Annotated in this window: 10 protein-coding genes; 5 read left to right on the forward strand and 5 right to left on the reverse strand. The window is 50.6% G+C overall.

Features of this window, described 5'->3' with window-relative positions; all coding sequences use genetic code 11:
- Positions 1-132: 132 nt before the first annotated feature.
- From DX130_RS11330 to DX130_RS11340, 3 genes are all read right to left on the reverse strand, one after another.
- Positions 133-2,745, reverse strand: a complete 2,613-nt coding sequence (locus DX130_RS11330) for a winged helix-turn-helix domain-containing protein (RefSeq protein ID WP_165861228.1) — start codon at positions 2,743-2,745, stop codon at positions 133-135.
- 109 nt (positions 2,746-2,854) lie between these two features.
- Positions 2,855-4,210: a sensor histidine kinase gene (locus DX130_RS11335; protein WP_116045235.1), complete on the reverse strand. Its 1,356-nt coding sequence runs from the start codon at positions 4,208-4,210 to the stop codon at positions 2,855-2,857.
- Positions 4,207-4,920: a response regulator transcription factor gene (locus DX130_RS11340; protein WP_116045237.1), complete on the reverse strand. Its 714-nt coding sequence runs from the start codon at positions 4,918-4,920 to the stop codon at positions 4,207-4,209. The genes DX130_RS11335 and DX130_RS11340 overlap by 4 nt, the downstream gene beginning before the upstream one ends.
- A gap of 157 nt (positions 4,921-5,077) precedes the next feature.
- On the opposite strand from DX130_RS11340, the gene DX130_RS11345 reads away from it, so the two are divergent.
- Positions 5,078-5,749, forward strand: coding sequence for a hypothetical protein (locus DX130_RS11345; RefSeq protein ID WP_116045239.1), 672 nt, complete (start codon positions 5,078-5,080; stop codon positions 5,747-5,749).
- Positions 5,750-5,856: 107 nt separating this feature from the next.
- Here the strand turns inward: DX130_RS11345 and bioB are convergent, their stop codons facing one another.
- A complete protein-coding gene (gene bioB, locus DX130_RS11350; RefSeq protein WP_116045241.1) occupies positions 5,857-6,891 on the reverse strand; it encodes a biotin synthase BioB in 1,035 nt (344 codons plus the stop codon).
- Positions 6,892-7,121: 230 nt separating this feature from the next.
- Here bioB and DX130_RS11355 point away from each other — a divergent pair, with 230 nt between their 5' ends.
- From DX130_RS11355 to DX130_RS11370, 4 genes are all read left to right on the forward strand, one after another.
- Positions 7,122-8,090, forward strand: a complete 969-nt coding sequence (locus DX130_RS11355; RefSeq protein ID WP_116045242.1) for an iron-hydroxamate ABC transporter substrate-binding protein — start codon at positions 7,122-7,124, stop codon at positions 8,088-8,090.
- Positions 8,091-8,114: 24 nt separating this feature from the next.
- Positions 8,115-9,119, forward strand: a complete 1,005-nt coding sequence (locus DX130_RS11360) for a FecCD family ABC transporter permease (protein WP_116045245.1) — start codon at positions 8,115-8,117, stop codon at positions 9,117-9,119.
- Positions 9,116-10,126, forward strand: a complete 1,011-nt coding sequence (locus tag DX130_RS11365) for a FecCD family ABC transporter permease (protein ID WP_116045248.1) — start codon at positions 9,116-9,118, stop codon at positions 10,124-10,126. The genes DX130_RS11360 and DX130_RS11365 overlap by 4 nt, the downstream gene beginning before the upstream one ends.
- Positions 10,127-10,376: 250 nt before the next feature.
- Positions 10,377-15,956, forward strand: coding sequence for a family 10 glycosylhydrolase (locus DX130_RS11370; protein WP_165861229.1), 5,580 nt, complete (start codon positions 10,377-10,379; stop codon positions 15,954-15,956).
- A gap of 57 nt (positions 15,957-16,013) precedes the next feature.
- Here DX130_RS11370 and DX130_RS11375 read toward each other — a convergent pair whose 3' ends face one another.
- Positions 16,014-17,168, reverse strand: coding sequence for a Ger(x)C family spore germination protein (locus tag DX130_RS11375; protein ID WP_116045252.1), 1,155 nt, complete (start codon positions 17,166-17,168; stop codon positions 16,014-16,016).
- Position 17,169: the final 1 nt, after the last annotated feature.

A 17,169-nucleotide genomic window follows, 5' to 3' on the forward strand; every position in this document is an offset into this window, starting at 1 on the left:
CTCCATTCTACAACATTGATGCAAGTCTAAGAGTTGAAACAAACCATGCCGATTTTAACAAGATTAACCCTATCATGGTGCTTTAAGCTTTCACGCGAAACTCGCCAATCCGTTTCAACAGTCCTGATACGACTAGATCCATTGCAGCTCTCTTGCTTTCGTAATAGCCTGCACTCTGTTCTTCACATTCAGCTTCTGATAGATATGATGACTGTAACGTTTGACCGTGCCCGGTGACAGGAACAAGATAGTTGCTATCTCCGAATTGGTACATCCATTGGCCATACATTTCAAGATATCGAGCTCGCGCGGGGTAAGCTTATCCACTTCAGTGCTCATGTCAGTACGATTCTCCGCCGAGCGCATTCCTATCTCCGCCTCAAATGCATCCAGCAGCTTCCTCACATACTGGCGAATGCTGCTTTCTAGACCAGTCGCCATGCGGTCCAGCAGCAATCTGCGTACCGCTTGCCCCTCATCCAAGAAAAGTCGAACATAACCTTCCGGCTCAGCAAGCCGCAGAACCTGGTCCAGTGCTTCAGTTGAGCTGGACTTCTTGCCTTGGCGGTCATAAGCGGAGGCCAGCAGCAAGCCGATCTCAATCCGGCTTCCTAGCCGATCTGCGCGAAACGCTGCCTTCTCGACTTGTCTAAGCTTGCGAATCGCTATATCCGTCTTCCCCTGCATGAGCCAAATTCGGGCGAGTGTCACATGCACATATTCCCGATCAACTGACGCTGATTCATGCGTGAGCATCGGGTAACGCGCTGCCCAGTCTTCTCCTTCGTTTGTCTTGCTTTGCATAAGCTTCAGCCTAACAAGCCGCGCCTCCAGCAGCATGCGCCAATGCGGCGTTTGCAGCTGATCAAGCTCCTTCATCGCATCATGAAGGCAGTCTCCCGCTCCCTTCCGATCCCCGCTGGCTTCCAGCAATTTGGACAGCAAAATAATTGCAGGAACCCATACGCCGAGCCCGGAAGGCGTCGCTTGCGCTGACAATGCCATCTCCAGCAGCGGCTTTACATTGTCCAACGCATTTCTTTCGTAATACAGATCAGCCAGAAACACAAGGCCATGTCCCTGCAGTGCGTGATGAATCGCTTCTCTTCGCCCCTCTGATTCCGCTACCTTAGCGGAGAGAGCTGCCATCTTATTCAGCCTGCCGCCGAAACCGATCGGTCCGCGATACAGCAGCGCTTCTCCCAAATTTACAACCTTTACAATCGAAGGAAACAATCTCAACCCTTCGCGATTCCGGTCCAGCAGCTCTACGAAAGCTTCGATGTCGCCCCTGTAAAAGGCAATTGACGCCCGGTACATCCCCATACGCATCGTCAACTCGCGAGACGCTTCGTCAGACAAAACTCGTTGTTGCTCTCCAAGCACCACGAGTGCATCATTCAAGAGCGAATCCGCCTCTTGAACCCGGCCGGTCAACGCCAGCGTTCCTGCCTGGTAGTAGAACAAATCGGATCGCGGAACCATATGGGCAAGCGGAATTTGCGTCAGCCAAACCATCAACTCCAATTCGTGTCCGTTCTTGACGAGCATGGACAGATGGCGCTCGATTCGCTCTGCCGCCCAATCATAATCGCCCGCCTGCAAAGCATGGCGAATAGCTTCATCATATGCCTGGTTTTGGTCAAACCAGCGGGATGCGCGACGTTGGTACTCGCGTATCGTTCCTGCATCTTTCTTAACTTGCAAGCGGCTTCTTAATGCATCCACAAATAAGTGATGGTATCTGTACCACACACGACTATCGTCCAGAGGTATAAGAAAGAGATGGCTCTTCTCCAATCTATCCAGAAGCGCATGCGCATCTTGATTCGCTGTGATTGCATTGGCCAGTTCGGCAGTAAACCGATCGGCAATGGAGGTTAAAAGCAGGAAGTGAAGCAGCTGCTCATCCAGTCTGCCTAAGACCTCATCAGCCAAATAATCGAAAATATATCGATGGCTGCCGGAAAAAGCCTGAATGTAACCGCCGACATCCTGACGGTCTTGAAACGACATAAAGGCAAGAAGAAGTCCCGCAGCCCAACCCTCCGTTTTCTCTTCTAATAAGGCAAGCTCCTCCGCCGTAAGCGGATTCATAAGCATCATTCGTTGAAGCTCTTCGGCTTCCTCCATCGTGAAGCGCAACTCTTCGGTGTTAAGCTGGGACAATTGTCTGCTCACACGCAGACGGGATAAGGGAAACGGCGGAATGTTCCGACTAATTAGGATGACACGCAAAGAGGAAGGCACATGCTCCAGGAAGGCGGACATACTGTTATGAACAAGAGGATTGGAGACGCGATGATAATCGTCCATGACGAGTACGCAGGAATCAGAAAGCTTGGACACAAGCTCCAAAACGGCCGAGAGAAGGGAATCAATGCCGGAATCTCCCGGCGACATGCGAAGATCCATCGTCTCCCTCATGGCCGGATACTCCGCAAGCAGGGCGGCTGCGACCGTCCTCCAGAAGAGACTCGCACTCCTCTCACCCGTATCTAACGAGATCCAGACAGCCTTTTTGCCGCGAGTATGAATCCAGGTACGGACAAGCGTGGATTTGCCATACCCCGCCGGAGCGGAAATAAGCGTCAGCTTACGGCTGACGCTTTCATCCAGGCGCTCAAGCAATCGCTCCCGAATGATATCATTCGGGGAAGCAGGCGGAACGATAATGTTCGCCTTCGGGACGATAGGCGAAGTTTGCGTATATTCCATATCGGATTGGGTAGGTTTCTTATGCATCAAATCACTTCTTATGTCGAATTTGTTATCTTCAACATAAGAATGATTCGGGCATATGTCAATACTTTGGCTATATAAAAGCGTGTCCATCTCCATGCTAAACCGGGTTTCATGCCGCTGACGGCAACTTAATCGAGATAACCGCACCGCCTGCCTTGCCATTGCCTGCCGCAATGGAGCCGCCGCAGCGCTCAACAATAGCTCGGGCTATGGCAAGTCCTAGCCCGGTATCTCCATCCTTTCCCCTTACGAATCGGTGGAAGAGCTGTGGAATTAAAGATTCTGCAATGCCGCTGCCGTCATCCTCTACACTAATCCGAATTTGCCCCTCCACGACGCCTACCTTGATGCGAATTTCAGTCCGAGCATGGCGAGCCGCATTGGACACGACGTTCAGAAGCGCCTGCAGAAGCTTATCCTTGTCGGCCAGAATCCTAAGTCCGGCAATCTTATCCTCTGCATAGTCAACCTGCAGCTTGATATCTTGGGCCAGCAGCAGCGGATTGATGCGCTCGACCGTCTCCGTCACGATCTCCTCCACCGTCACCGGCTCTGCCTTGAAGATATCCTCTTCGCTGTCCAGCTTCGCCAGCAGCGTCATCTCCGTCACGATCTTCGACAGTCTTCCGCTTTCGCTTATAATAACTTCCAGCCCCTTGCGCGCTCCTTCGCCCTCGAACACGCCGTCCTTTATTCCCTCCGCATAACCTGCGATCGACATTAGCGGCGTTTTGAGCTCATGCGACGCATTTTGGATAAATTGCTTCTGCACGCGGTTATAGCGGTCGAGCTCCACTGCCAATTCATGGACCGTCTCCGCCACAACGCCAATTTCGCCTCCGGCTTTGATCAGCTGGACATCGGCGAACTGGCGGCTTTTGACCTTTTTCAGCTCACTCTTCAGCTTAATAAGAGGAGTAATCAGCTTTTTGGTAATGATCAGGCTTGCCACATAAACCAAGATGCCAGCCGCGCATAACACGATCAGAAACCGCTCCAGCAGCGCTCGCTCGATCTCCTTGATTTGGCTCATCGGGGTAATCAGCGTAAGCTTGCCTTGAGGAATCGGTTGAATATCGACCAGGTAACGGCTGTCGCTGCCGTTCCATATCTCCTTCAAACTTGTCGCCTCGGTAAAGCTCCCTGCCTCCACTAACTGAGTTTTCCCTGCCGTATGGACAGGGGTATACTCTGACAACACATTTCCGTCCGCATCGGAAATAATCGCTTCAACGCCATTCACAGGTATAGCTACGCCAGCAGTTATCTTTAAGTCTGCTGGAAGGGTAACTGGAGGCGCTACGGTCATCCTTTGCTGAATCGCTGCGCCAATCGCTGTCATGTCATCCCTCTGCTTGCCTACAAAATGATCCATCAACACATAGTGAATAATCACACCTGTAAGCGATAGTACAATTAGAAGCAATGCTCCAAAAGCAAGGTTAATTTGATGAATGAGCCTCATCCCCGCTCGCCTCCTTCATGTCTTAACCTATAGCCATGACCCCATACGGCTTCGATGGGCAATTGCATTATTTTTTTGCGTATACGCTTCACCAGATGGTCTACCGCCCTGTCGCTGCCAAAATAATCGTCGCCCCACACAATAGCAAGCAGATCATCCCTTGAGAATGCACGATTAGGATGCTGGGACAACGTGTGAAGCAAAGCAAATTCCTTCAGCGTTATCTCCACCTCCGATCCATCCCAAAAAACGCGTCTCTCTTCTATAGAAAGCTTCAACTCGCCAATTGTGATATCGCTCGATGCAGGAGCATTCACAACTCCTTCATCACCTATTCTAACCTTGTACCATCGGTGGATCTGCCGCTTGACTCTAGCCACAAGCTCCCTTGGACTGAATGGTTTGACCATATAGTCATCACCGCCAAGCTCCAGCCCCATAATTTTGTCTACTTCATTATCCCTTGCTGAGATCATAATGATAGGCACATCGGCCTCACGCCGAACCGTACGGCAGAACTCGTACCCATCCATCCCCGGAAGCATAATATCGAGCACCCACATATCCGGCGGATCATTCCTCCACAGCTCCAACGCTTCCTCAGCAGTGGCCAGCCCGATTGTCTCGAAGTCTTCACGCACCAGGTACGCTTCCACCAAATTTCTTATATGAAGGTCGTCATCTACGACAGCAATTCGATATGAACTCATTTCTTTTCCTCCCAGCATCGTCTTCCATCATTATAGCAAGGTGGACGAGTTGTTAGGGGGTTGCCATCGTTTTTCCACAATTCCACCAATGAACTGCCATCTCTCGCCTATAGACTAGGACATGTAAGACAAACAAACAACCAAGGAGAGTGTTACCATGAACAAAATGAAACTATTCAAGAGCGTTGCCGCTTCCACCCTGCTGCTATCCGCATTTGCGAGCACATCGGTATTTGCAAATCCGAAGACGGTTCATATGCTCTCACACGGTTCCACGGTAAAAGTCGAAGGCAAAGCCATTAAGACAGATGGTGTCGCCGCACTGCAAGCTGTCATCCTCCCTGACCCGCTGGAGTTGGCTCGCCAGTATGCACCGGGTACGGTTGAAGATTGGGAAGCTACTATGAAGCAATATCATGAGCTTCTGAAAGATAAATTCAACATTTCGGCCGCAAGCGCTGACCAAGTAACTTTTTTAGAAGCTGTTCCAGTGGATGTCGCGAAGCTTTCCAAAGAAGCTGAAATCGGTACGTTTGAAGTGAAGGAAACGAAAATAGACTTAACCAGCGTCTCCGGTGTAACTGCTGCCGGCAAGACGGGCAGCTTCGTGGCGAGTGACATTAAGCTGGATGCGGGCAAGCCAATTGCGGAGGGCGAATTCGTCGCAACGAGTGCTGCAGTCAAGCCGTCCCCATTGTTCGAGATCCAACTTAAACTTGGCAAAGCTGTGGAGGATAAAGATGGGGCAGCTATTCGTGAAACGCTCACCGATTTGCTGAAACAGTACAAAGAAGAAATTAAACAACTGCAAGCTGAAGAAAAAGAATAAAGAAAGCCCTATAGAGAGAAAACAATAGGCAGGTTAGAACCGGACTATAAGGAAAGCATGGCGCCAATGCGCCATGCTTTCCTTTTTAACATGCGGGTTAATTTCAGTCAGTTAGCGTCCTGCAGCAGACCGACACCGGCAATTTCCGGTTGTACTGGAACTGCATAACGCTCGATCTCAAAGCCCAAGTCTTCGATCATCCCATGATCGACTTCAACATCTTGACCTTCGGTTGTCAAATAATCACCAACAAAGAGCGAGTTGACCGCATACAGCGCCAACGGCTGAAGCGAACGCAGCCGAAGCTCCCGCCCTCCCGCTGCCCGTAATTCTTTCGCGGGGCAGAGCAAACGGAACAAGGCGAGCGTCTTGAGCGCCTTAAGCGGAGATATAGGCTTCGCGTGCTCCAGCGGCGTTCCCGGTATCGCATTCAGAAAGTTGATCGGAATGGAATCCGCATCAAGCTCGCGAAGCGTCATCGCCATCTCCACAATTTCCTCGTCGCTCTCCCCCAATCCGATAATAACGCCCGAGCATGGAGACATGCCGCTTGCCTTGGCATGATGGATCGTGTTCATTCGATCCTCATAAGTATGTGTCGTTGTAATGGATGCATAATGACCGCTGCTTGTATTCAAATTATGGTTGTAGCGATGAACACCGGCTTCGGCAAGACGTTGTGCCTGATGATCCTTCAGCAGGCCTAGGCAGGCGCATATTTTGAGCGGCATCGTCGATCTAATCTCTTCCACCGCTTCGATTACCCCTTTAAGCTCCCTCTCCGTCGGTCCCCGTCCCGCTGCCACGATGCAATAAGTGCCCGCTTGTCGGGCCAGTGCTTCCCTTGCGCCCGCGACCAAAGTCGTCTTGTCCAGCATGACATACTTGTCAATCGATGCAGCCGAGACAATCGATTGCGAGCAATAGCCGCAATCCTCGGGACATAATCCGCTTTTCGCATTAATGATCATATTCAACTTCACTTTTTTTCCATAATAATGCTTTCTCACCTTAAAGGCAGCCTGCATGAGCGGCAGCAGCTCATCATCATCCGCGCGCAGTACCATCAGAGCTTCCTCTGTCGTCAAACAGCCTCCTGTAATAGCCTTGTCGGCCAACTCATCCCATTTCATGTTCAGCATAAACTCCCATCCATCCTCCTGAAACTGTCCATCATTTGTTTTATTGTTAACTTTATTTATTATTTATTGGTTAACAATAGATTTCATTGTATCAAACTCTAGTCTTATTTTCTATACCGTGGGATGAGCAGCATATACAAAATTTTTCATTGACAATCGTTCTCAATACTATTAAACTGTGCAGAGTGATGTTGAGAATCATTATCGATTGGAAAAGGGAGAGAATCATCATGAAAAAAACATTAATGCCCCTCGCTATCATTATGATGCTGCTTGTCAGCGCTTGCGGCGGGAACAATAACACACCAGGCACAGCAGGAAACGCCAGTTCACAGCCATCCCCGTCCCCTACTGTTGATGCAAACGAGAATACAGGCAATGACACGGGTACGATCCGCTATCAATCCGAGAACGGTGAAGTGGAAGTTCCGGCGAACCCGCAGCGCGTTATCGTTCTATCCTCCTTTGCCGGGAACGTGTTAGCGCTTGGTGTCAACCTGGTAGGCGTTGACTCTTGGACAAAGCTCAACCCGCGTTATGACGAATTCCTTAAAGATGTTGCGGAAGTATCTGACGAAAGCTTGGAGAAAATTATCGAGCTGGAGCCGGATCTCATTATTGGCCTATCTACTATTAAAAACGTCGACAAACTGAAAGAAATTGCACCCACCGTTACTTACACCTACGACAAAGTAGATTACTTGACCCAGCACATAGAGATCGGTAAACTTCTGAACAAAGAAAAAGAAGCACAAGCATGGGTTGACGACTTCAAAGCCCGTTCAAGCCAGGCAGGTGTTGACATTAAAGCGAAAATCGGCGAAAATGCTACCGTGTCCGTCGTTGAAATCTACGACAAGCAATTGTATGTATTCGGCGATAACTGGGGTCGTGGAACAGAAATTTTGTATCAGGAAATGAAACTGACCATGCCGGAGAAAGTAAAGGAAGTCGCGTTGAAGGATGGTTATTATGCGATTTCCACCGAAGTATTGCCTGATTACATGGGAGACTACGTCATTCTGAGCAAATTCGCAGGCGCGGACAGCTCGTTCCAGACAACAGAATCATACAAGAATATTCCTGCCGTTAAAAACAATCAAGTATTCGAAGTGGACGGCAATCGATTCTTTTTCAACGACCCGCTGACGCTTGAAGACCAACTAGCCTTCTTCAAACAAAAGTTTCTCGGCGAATAAACCACACATAGAGAGATCGTGACCATGACAAAAAAAACAACGATTCCAATGGCTTACAAATGGGTTGCCGGCATTGTTCTCCTTGCCGGCATGTTTGTTCTATCCATCACATTAGGCGCAGCCAATATTAGTATTCAAGATGTATGGAGTGCGATAACCTTTACCAACACAAATGCGAAAATTCTTGTCATTCAGGAAATCCGGCTGCCGAGAGAAATCGGCGCGGCGCTTGTAGGCGCCGCATTTGGCGTAGCGGGCGCCGTCATGCAAGGCGTAACACGCAATCCGCTCGCCGATCCCGGTCTGCTCGGTCTAACAGCAGGGGCAACAGCCGCGCTCGCTATCTCGCTCGCCTTTTTCCCGCAATTGAACTATGTCGGCATGATGATCGCTTGCTTCATCGGAGCAGCGCTTGGTTCGATCCTCGTCATCATTCTGAGCGCTTCCGGCAGAGGCAAGCTCTCTCCTCTGCGGGTTGTACTTGCCGGTGCAGCGATTTCGATCTTTCTCTCCGCCATTACGGAAGCTGTCGCGCTAAGCTTCAAGCTTTCCAAAAACGTGTCCATGTGGACATCCGGCGGCTTGATCGGCACAAACTGGAAGCAGCTTGCGCTTATTAGCCCCGTCATTGGCGTCGGTATCCTGATCGCTATAATTCTGTCCAAGCAGCTGACGATTCTGAGCTTAAGCGAGGAAGTGGCTGTCGGCTTGGGCCAGAAGCTGACGCAAATTAGGGCGCTCATGTTTTTCGCCGTCATTTTGCTTACCGGCGCCTCTGTCGCACTGGTCGGCAACCTGGCATTTGTTGGACTCATGATTCCGCATATTGTACGTCGTGTTGTTGGTACGGACTACCGCTATATCGTGCCGATGTCCGCCATCTTCGGCGCTTCGTTCATGATGCTGGCCGATACGATCGGACGGTTGATCAACGCACCGTACGAGACATCTATCGTTGCCATCGTGGCTGTGCTCGGACTGCCCTTCTTCTTGTACGTCGTCCATAAAGGAGGGAAATCGATATTATGATCCAGCAAGCTGTTCTTCGAAAAACGCTGATCATTCTTGCGATCACGTTAGCGCTTATTCTAATTACAGGATTTATCGGACTAGGACTCGGTTATTCCTCGGTTTCCTATGACCGAATTATCCCTACCTTGCTTGGCGAAGGCTCATTCAAGGAAAAATTTGTCCTATTCGATATTAGACTTCCGCGAATTTTAATTACAGTGCTTGCAGGTATGGCGCTCGCACTGTCCGGCTCCATCCTGCAATCCATTACTCGAAACGATCTGGCCGATCCGGGCATCATCGGCATCAACTCCGGTGCTGGAGTAGCCGTTGCCATGTTCTTCCTGTTCGTCCCTATCGATCCCGGCACTTTTGTCTATATGCTGCCGGTTGCGGCATTCGTTGGAGCGTTGCTGACCTCAACGCTGATCTACCTGTTCTCCTACCGCAAATCGGAAGGATTAAATCCGGTTCGGCTCATTCTCGTCGGCGTCGGATTCTCCACAGCGCTGTCGGGCTTGATGATCGTGCTCATCTCTTCCGCAGAACGGGAGAAGGTCGACTTCATCGCCAAGTGGCTTGCGGGCAATATATGGGGGACCGACTGGCCGTTCATCATAGCCCTTCTTCCTTGGCTGATCATTCTCATTCCCTTCACGCTGTACAAGGCGTACCGGCTTAACCTGCTTGGTCTCAGCGAGCCGGTATCCATCGGCGTTGGGCTTGAGGTGCAGAAAGAACGCATTGTACTGCTGCTGGCTGCCGTAGCGCTTGCCGCTTCCGCTGTCTCCGTGACAGGCGGCATCGCATTCGTCGGACTCATGGCTCCGCATATCTCCAAGGCGCTAGTCGGGCCGCGCAACCAGTTGTTCATCCCCATCTCTATTCTAATGGGCGGTCTGCTGTTGCTGGTAGCTGACACAGTCGGCAGAAACCTGACCGATCCTGACGGTATTCCAGCCGGTGTCGTCGTATCGCTCATCGGCGTGCCGTACTTCGCTTATTTGCTGCTCAAAAAGAAATAAGACATGAAACCTTCGAAGCCACTAAACTAGTGAAGCTTTGAAGGTTTTTTCATGTTCTCGACATGTCGTCACTCATCGCCCGGTTCACTTCTCCCCTATCTGTCTTCTCGCAAAAGCTTCAAGCTTTCTTCCCACTTTTCAGAAATTTTATACTAAAATTAAAATATATTTTGAAATTTTATTTCGAAAGATGTATTCTATTCCTAGAAAGGGGGCCGCGGTTCATCCTGGTTTTTGTTTGGATAAAGCAATGAGTCTGTCCATTTATGAAAGTGCCTTCATGAAACAGCTTGGTATTATCCACTATGAGAAAGGAAGTGTTGGCTTGAACCTTTATAGGAAATCCAATCGCAACGTAGCCACTCTGATTGTCATGATGATGCTCTGGGGGAGCCTGTTCTCCGGCCTGGCTTATGCTGCCGAGGAACAACTGTCGTCCGAACCGGACATCGCATCCGATACTGTGCCAAATGAATCAGAAAAAGAAGCTTTCGAGGAGACCATGGCTTTTCCGCTCGCGGCATTAGCAGCCGATCATATCGTCCTTGAAGATTTTGAAGATGTATCCGATATGTTCGTAACGGAAGCACGAACGGTACCGCGGTCGACCAAGCTTGAGCTAAGCCCCAGACCAGGACCTGTTATGTACGGTCAAAGCTCGGGGAAATTTGAATACGATTTCACAGGGACGGACGGAACGTCTGCGGCCTACGTAAACTTCACCGGCAATCGAAAAATCGAAGGAAATCCAACCCGGATTGGCATGTGGGTATATGGAGACGCGGGCAAGCACTGGCTTCGTGCCCTTTTTGACAAGGGAAATGGTACAACTGCCACTGCTGATTTCACAACTAGCGGAGGTTTCAATTGGAATGGCTGGCAATATGTAACCGCGCCAGTGCCGCAATGGGAAGCGGGCACCATAGCGCTGCGCCAAATCTATATCGTAGAAACAAGCAACCTGAACAAAAATAAAGGAACCGTCTACTTCGATCAATTATCTGCCATTTATCCGAGCGGCAACCCCGCCTTTATCGAGCTTTCTGGACTTATCGATATGAAACCTGGCGATAGCCTGCAAGGGAGCGTGCTAGCGACAGCCGCGGGAAATAAAACAAGAACGGACGTTACAGGCGCCTCAACATTCAGCAGCAGCTCCCCTGAAGTGGCGACTGTCACTGCGGGCGGCCTCGTCGAGGCACTCTCCCTCGGAACAACGACGATCACAGCAATCAGCGGATCGAATAAAGCTACATATGAGCTGACCGTAACCGATAGCGGCGCGGCGCTGGCAAGCCTTGCGCTTGAAGGTCGAACAGCTCTGCACTCGGGCGATACTGAACAGCTTAAGACATTCGCCTTCTACGACGGCGGGACAGAGCCTATCCGCATAACTGAACATGTGGTCTACACAAGCAGCGATACAGACATTGCCGATGTGTCGAGCGCTGGACTGATCACAGCCAAAAATGAAGGCGCTCTCACGATTAGCGCTGAGCTTGACGGAGTAATGGCAACGATCGATATCGTCATTACAAAAGCTATGCCTGTGTTGCAAAACATTCGCATGGCAGGACTTATTCCTTTGAGCGAAGGCGACAAGATTGATGCGAGCGTGCTGGCTGCCTACTCTCTCTTGACTGAGGAAGTGGACGTAACGGAACACGCCGTGTTTACCAGCAGCGATGCTACTGTTGCCGATGTGAACGCAGACGGCCAGGTAACGGCCAAAAAGGTCGGTACGACCCGAATTCGCGCCGCATTCGAGGGTAAGGTAGCCGAGCACTTGCTTATTGTCCACTCTGCTCAGCAATTGCAAAAGCATGAGATGCGTGCAGCCTGGATTGCATCGGTCGAGAATATCGACTGGCCTACTAAAGGCGTAACAACAGAGGCTCAGCAGAAGAGTGACTTTACTGCCCTGCTGGATGAGCTTGCGGCAACAGGCATCAATGCCGTCATCGTACAGATCAAGCCGACAGCGGACGCCTTCTATCCGTCCAAGTACGCGCCTTGGTCCGAATGGCTGACCGGCCAGCAAGGCAAGGATCCCGGTTACGATCCGCTAGCCTTTATGCTGGAGGAAGCGCATAAGCGGAATATGGAGTTCCATGCGTGGTTCAACCCGTATCGGATCAGCATGCACAATGACCTGAGCAAGCTGGTAGACAGTCATCCTGCCAAGCAAAATCCGGATTGGGTCGTATCGTACGGCGGCAAGCTGTACTTCAATCCGGGTGTACCTGCAGCGAAGCAATTCGTAATCGACAGCGTTATGGAGGTTGTCGATGAGTACGATATTGATGCCGTTCATTTCGACGACTACTTCTATCCTTACCCTGTAACGGGAGTTGACTTCCCTGACGCAGACCAATATGCGGCCTACGGCAAGGATTTCGCAGACAAAGCCGCTTGGCGGAGAAACAATGTCGACACCTTAATCGAAGGGCTCGCAACAGCGATCAAAGAAAGTAAGCCATATGTGAAATTCGGCATCAGCCCGTTTGGGATTTGGCGCAATGTGTCCTCCGACAAGGACGGTTCTGATACGAACGGACTGCAAAGCTATGACGCTCTTCATGCCGATACGAAGGGCTGGGTAGATAAAGGCTGGCTCGACTATATTGCTCCTCAAGATTACTGGCACTTCGGCAACGGACCGGCCGCCTATGAGAAAGTAGTAGAATGGTGGCGCGGCGTCACAGCAACTGCCAACACTCATCTGTATATCGGCCATGCCATGTACCGCGTACCGACTTGGGACGATCCCAATGAAATGATCAACCAAATCAAATTCAACCGCAGTTTTGCAGACGATGTTCATGGCAGCATGTTCTTCAGCGCAAAGGATGTCATTGCCAATCATCTGGGCATGCAGGATGCCATGATGAACGACTTGTACCGTAATCCTGCACTTGTGCCAACCATGCCTTGGCTAGAAGATACTGCTCCGAATGCGCCGACGCTGCATGCCGCGCAATCGGTCAAGAGAGGTCAAGCCGAGCTGCGCTTCGCGCACGCAACAGGGGATCAGGATACGACCTATTATGCTATCTACAGACAAGAGGGGTCTGCCACACCGAACATTCAAGATCCCTCGCAACTGATTGGAACGGTTCGCATGCAAGCGGGATCCGCTGAGCAAGTTTATATCGACAACCATATGGATGAGTTTAAAACCTATACCTATGCCGTCACCGCGCTTGACCGCCTGCACAACGAAAGCAAGTCCAGCAATGCGGCGACACTGGCCTATTCGCCAGGCAACACGCTGTTCGAGAAATTAATGGCCAAAGATGCCAGCAAAGGGACAATCGAGTTGGAACGCTCTGGTGTGCTGAAGCTAGCAGCCAATGTCGTGATTGAACAAAAGCTTTCTGCGCGTACAGTTACGCGCTTGCTCAGCGAAGTATTGATTGGCGCCGAAAATGTCGCGTTCACCCTGAATGACAAGGGCGAAATCAGCAACATTACGTTAAACGGCGAGACACCTAGAGATACGATGCGCGTAGGCATACGCAACAGCATCGCCGATATTACAGATATCACGCAATTGAACCATAACCGTATTGAAATGCTGGCAACAACACCATTCTCTATTGGGGACAAAATCGGGGAAACCAGCGTAAAAGCTGAAGCAAACTCCCCTCTTATTTTCACAATCGCAGACGGTAAGACCATCATCGAGCAGAAGGATAAAGTACTGTTGTCCACAGACAACCGCGTCTATATTCTGCCTCCGGCTGATGGCTCCCTGATCGAGATCACATCTTTGACAAGAGCACAGGGGAAGCCAAAATATCGCGGTGTGCTGGAAGTGTTCCAATCGCCTGAAGGCGATAAACTAAGAATCGTGAATGAATTGAACATGGAGCAATATCTGTACCAGGTCGTCCCAAGCGAAATGCCGGCTTCGTTCGGATTGGAAGCGCTTAAAGCTCAATCCATAGCCGCCAGAACCTATGCGCTGACTGACTATATGGTGAGCCGTTTTGCAGATCATGGCTTCCATATCGACGACAGCACACTGAGCCAGGTATTCAACAACAGCGCCGAAAATGATTTGACGCGCCAAGCGGTTGACGCTACAAAGGGACTGATCATGCTGAGCGACGGCATGTTGGTTGACGCCAGATTCTACTCGACATCAGGCGGATATGGCGCCTCGAAGCATGAGGTATGGGCGGATACGGGCACGAACAAATTCCCAGGCACCGCTATCCCTTACCTGACAGCCAAGAGCTATACGTTCCAACCGGGCACCGATGATATCTTGAACATCGATACGTCCGACGAAGCGGCAATCCATGCTTTCTACAAAGACTTATCACTGAAGGGCTTCGATTCCGACTCGCTATTCTTCCGGTGGAAGGTGTCCCTAAGCGCTGAGGAGCTGGCTAATACCGTTAACAAGAACATTAAGCTTCGTTATGCGGCCGATCCACTTTCCATATTAACGAAGTCAGCAAATGGCTCTTATGCAAGCTTGCCCATTCCTGATGCCGGCATTGGCGAATGGCTGGGCATGTCCGTAGCGCAGCGCGGTGCGGGCGGCAACGTAACGGAGCTGATTATTGAGGGTACAACAGGCACTTATAAAATCATGAAGGAATACAACATTCGCTTCACCATCAGACCGACCAAAGCAGATACAGGCAGCACTAGCGATATATTGGCATACCGAGCCAAAGGCGGCTCAACAGGGTATGACGATAGCGCAACGGTCAAAAATGCCAGCATTTTGTATTCCGCATTTTTCACCTTTGATATCGATTCCGGAGACAACGGAGCCGTCGAATCTGTCACCTTCTATGGCGGCGGCAATGGACATGGCGTTGGCATGAGCCAATACGGTGCGCAAATGCTGGGCAAGGACGGCCAGACGTATTCGCAAATATTGAATACGTATTATGCCAACATGATCATTACTTCCCTGAATGCGCCCATTATCTCGAGCCTGGAAGCGGTCCATCCCGCTAGACTAAGCATAGGCTCCACGGCCAAGCTGACCGTCAGCGGCTTCTTCAGCAATGGGGACAAATCCGTACTGACAGCCGGCATCGACTACCAAAGCAGCGACAGCTCCATCGTGTCGATAGATGCAAACGGCAATCTGAAGGCGATGAAGGCTGGCGAGGCAACCCTAACCATTACAGTAGGCTCATTGTCGACCGCAACGAAAGTTCAGGCATACCGCAGCTCCGTTGATCCAGGTAATCCTGGCGATCCAGGACAACCAGGCGAAGGAGACGGAGGCGGTACGGATCCGAACCCAGAGCCAGGCATCAACCTTAGCGATATCGGCAGCCATTGGGCAAAAGCTTCCATCGAGGAAGCGGTGAAACGCGGTATCGTCATGGGCTACGAGGATGGCACTTTCCGTCCGCAAGCGCAAGTAACGAGAGCTCAATTCGTTACGCTCCTGATGCGTGCTTTTGAAGGCGAAAGCGCAGCTGCCCCAGCAGTATCCTTTAAAGACGAAGGCAGCATTCCAGACTGGGCCAAAGCTTCCGTGAAAAAAGCCGTTGCGTTAGGCCTCCTTACAGGCTACGCTGATGGCACGTTCCGACCGGACAAAGCCATCTCCCGCTCGGAGATGACTGCTCTTATCGTCCGAATCGCAGGACTTGAGCCGATTGAAGACGCGACATTGTCGTTCGCTGACAGCGACAACGTTGCAGATTGGGCGCGCGGCTACATCGCTGCCGCAGTAGAAGCCGGCCTCATGCAGGGCAAAGGCAACAACCGCTTTGCTCCGAATGATAGGACTACTCGTGCAGAAGCAGTCGTTCTGTTGCTCGCATGGCTGAACCAAAACGATAACGAGTAGCAAAACAACGACCCGCCCCGCTTGCGGGCCGGGTCGTTTCTTATCCTCTGATGACAGCTATTCTTTCCTCCGGTTCTTCACTGCACTCGCATGCTTAATGGAAATATCGACAGCAATTCCCCCGATAGCCTCCCCATTTAGCAATCTTGATTCCCAGTTATCAACCGCAGCCCATTCGCTGTGATGATGACGGAAAAGCCTGTATTCCATATTCATAATATCGAGCTTCCGCTTCACACTAACGTCGTACAGCTGCTCGATTTCAGCCCGGATGGCATTCTCCGTTGCTTGGGTCAATTCTGAATCGTCAGACAGCGTATTGTCCACCCGATTGACCACATACCCTTTTGCGCGAATCCTAATATTGAACTTCGGATAGGCCCCGTCATGTACGCGGGTCAGCTTGGATTTGGGATCGTTCACAATGACCTGCACGGATGGCTTCTCAGGACTCGGTACAGACACTCCTGCACGAATGGTCTCCCTTTGAAACCAGCGGAGTCCCATAAGCTCTTGAATAGGCACATATCCCTTCAACTGTCCGTCCTTGTAGAACACGGCCCCGTCGATCGTTAACATGTTTTTCTTCTTTCCGCTTTGGGACCAATGCCGATTATCCAGTGTCAAGGTTGGAATGCATGCCGTATACCCAGGCTCTCTGATCTCCCTGACAAACCGGTGGAGCTTGATGGATTCAATAGTCGAAGTCTGGGCATAGATGCCTTCCGGCACGTGGAGAATCGTATTAAGCGGTGACTGATCGTAGAATCCTTTGGTCTGCAAAATCGCTTTTACCGATCCCCTTGTACTGTAAACCCATGGTGTATATCGAAATTCGGAATACCGGGTAATGCTGTCATATACGGCCTCCACCCCATGCTTTAACAACGACTCGCTGAATATCAGTGCTGTCGTATGCCCCCAATAGACCCTCTCTTGAGCGCTTTGGTACATTTGAAATACCGCTTCTTCAAAGTTTCGTCCAACCCCTTCGCCGATCCAGATTTTTGCCGCTTCCCTTTTTCCTTCCGAGGTTTTCGCTTCTGAATGCATATCGATGAATTGGATATAACAATAGATCTTTCCATCCTTATAATCGACGCCAATAGCCGTTACATAATTCAAATGCTCGATATTTTTCACATCCGTATTGCAGCCAGAAGCAAGAATCAGCACCGTAAACAGAAGACCAATCATCCATAGCCGCCGCATG

It is taken from the genome of Paenibacillus paeoniae, assembly GCF_003388735.1.
In the GTDB taxonomy this organism is placed as follows: Bacteria; Bacillota; Bacilli; order Paenibacillales; family Paenibacillaceae; genus Pristimantibacillus; species Pristimantibacillus paeoniae.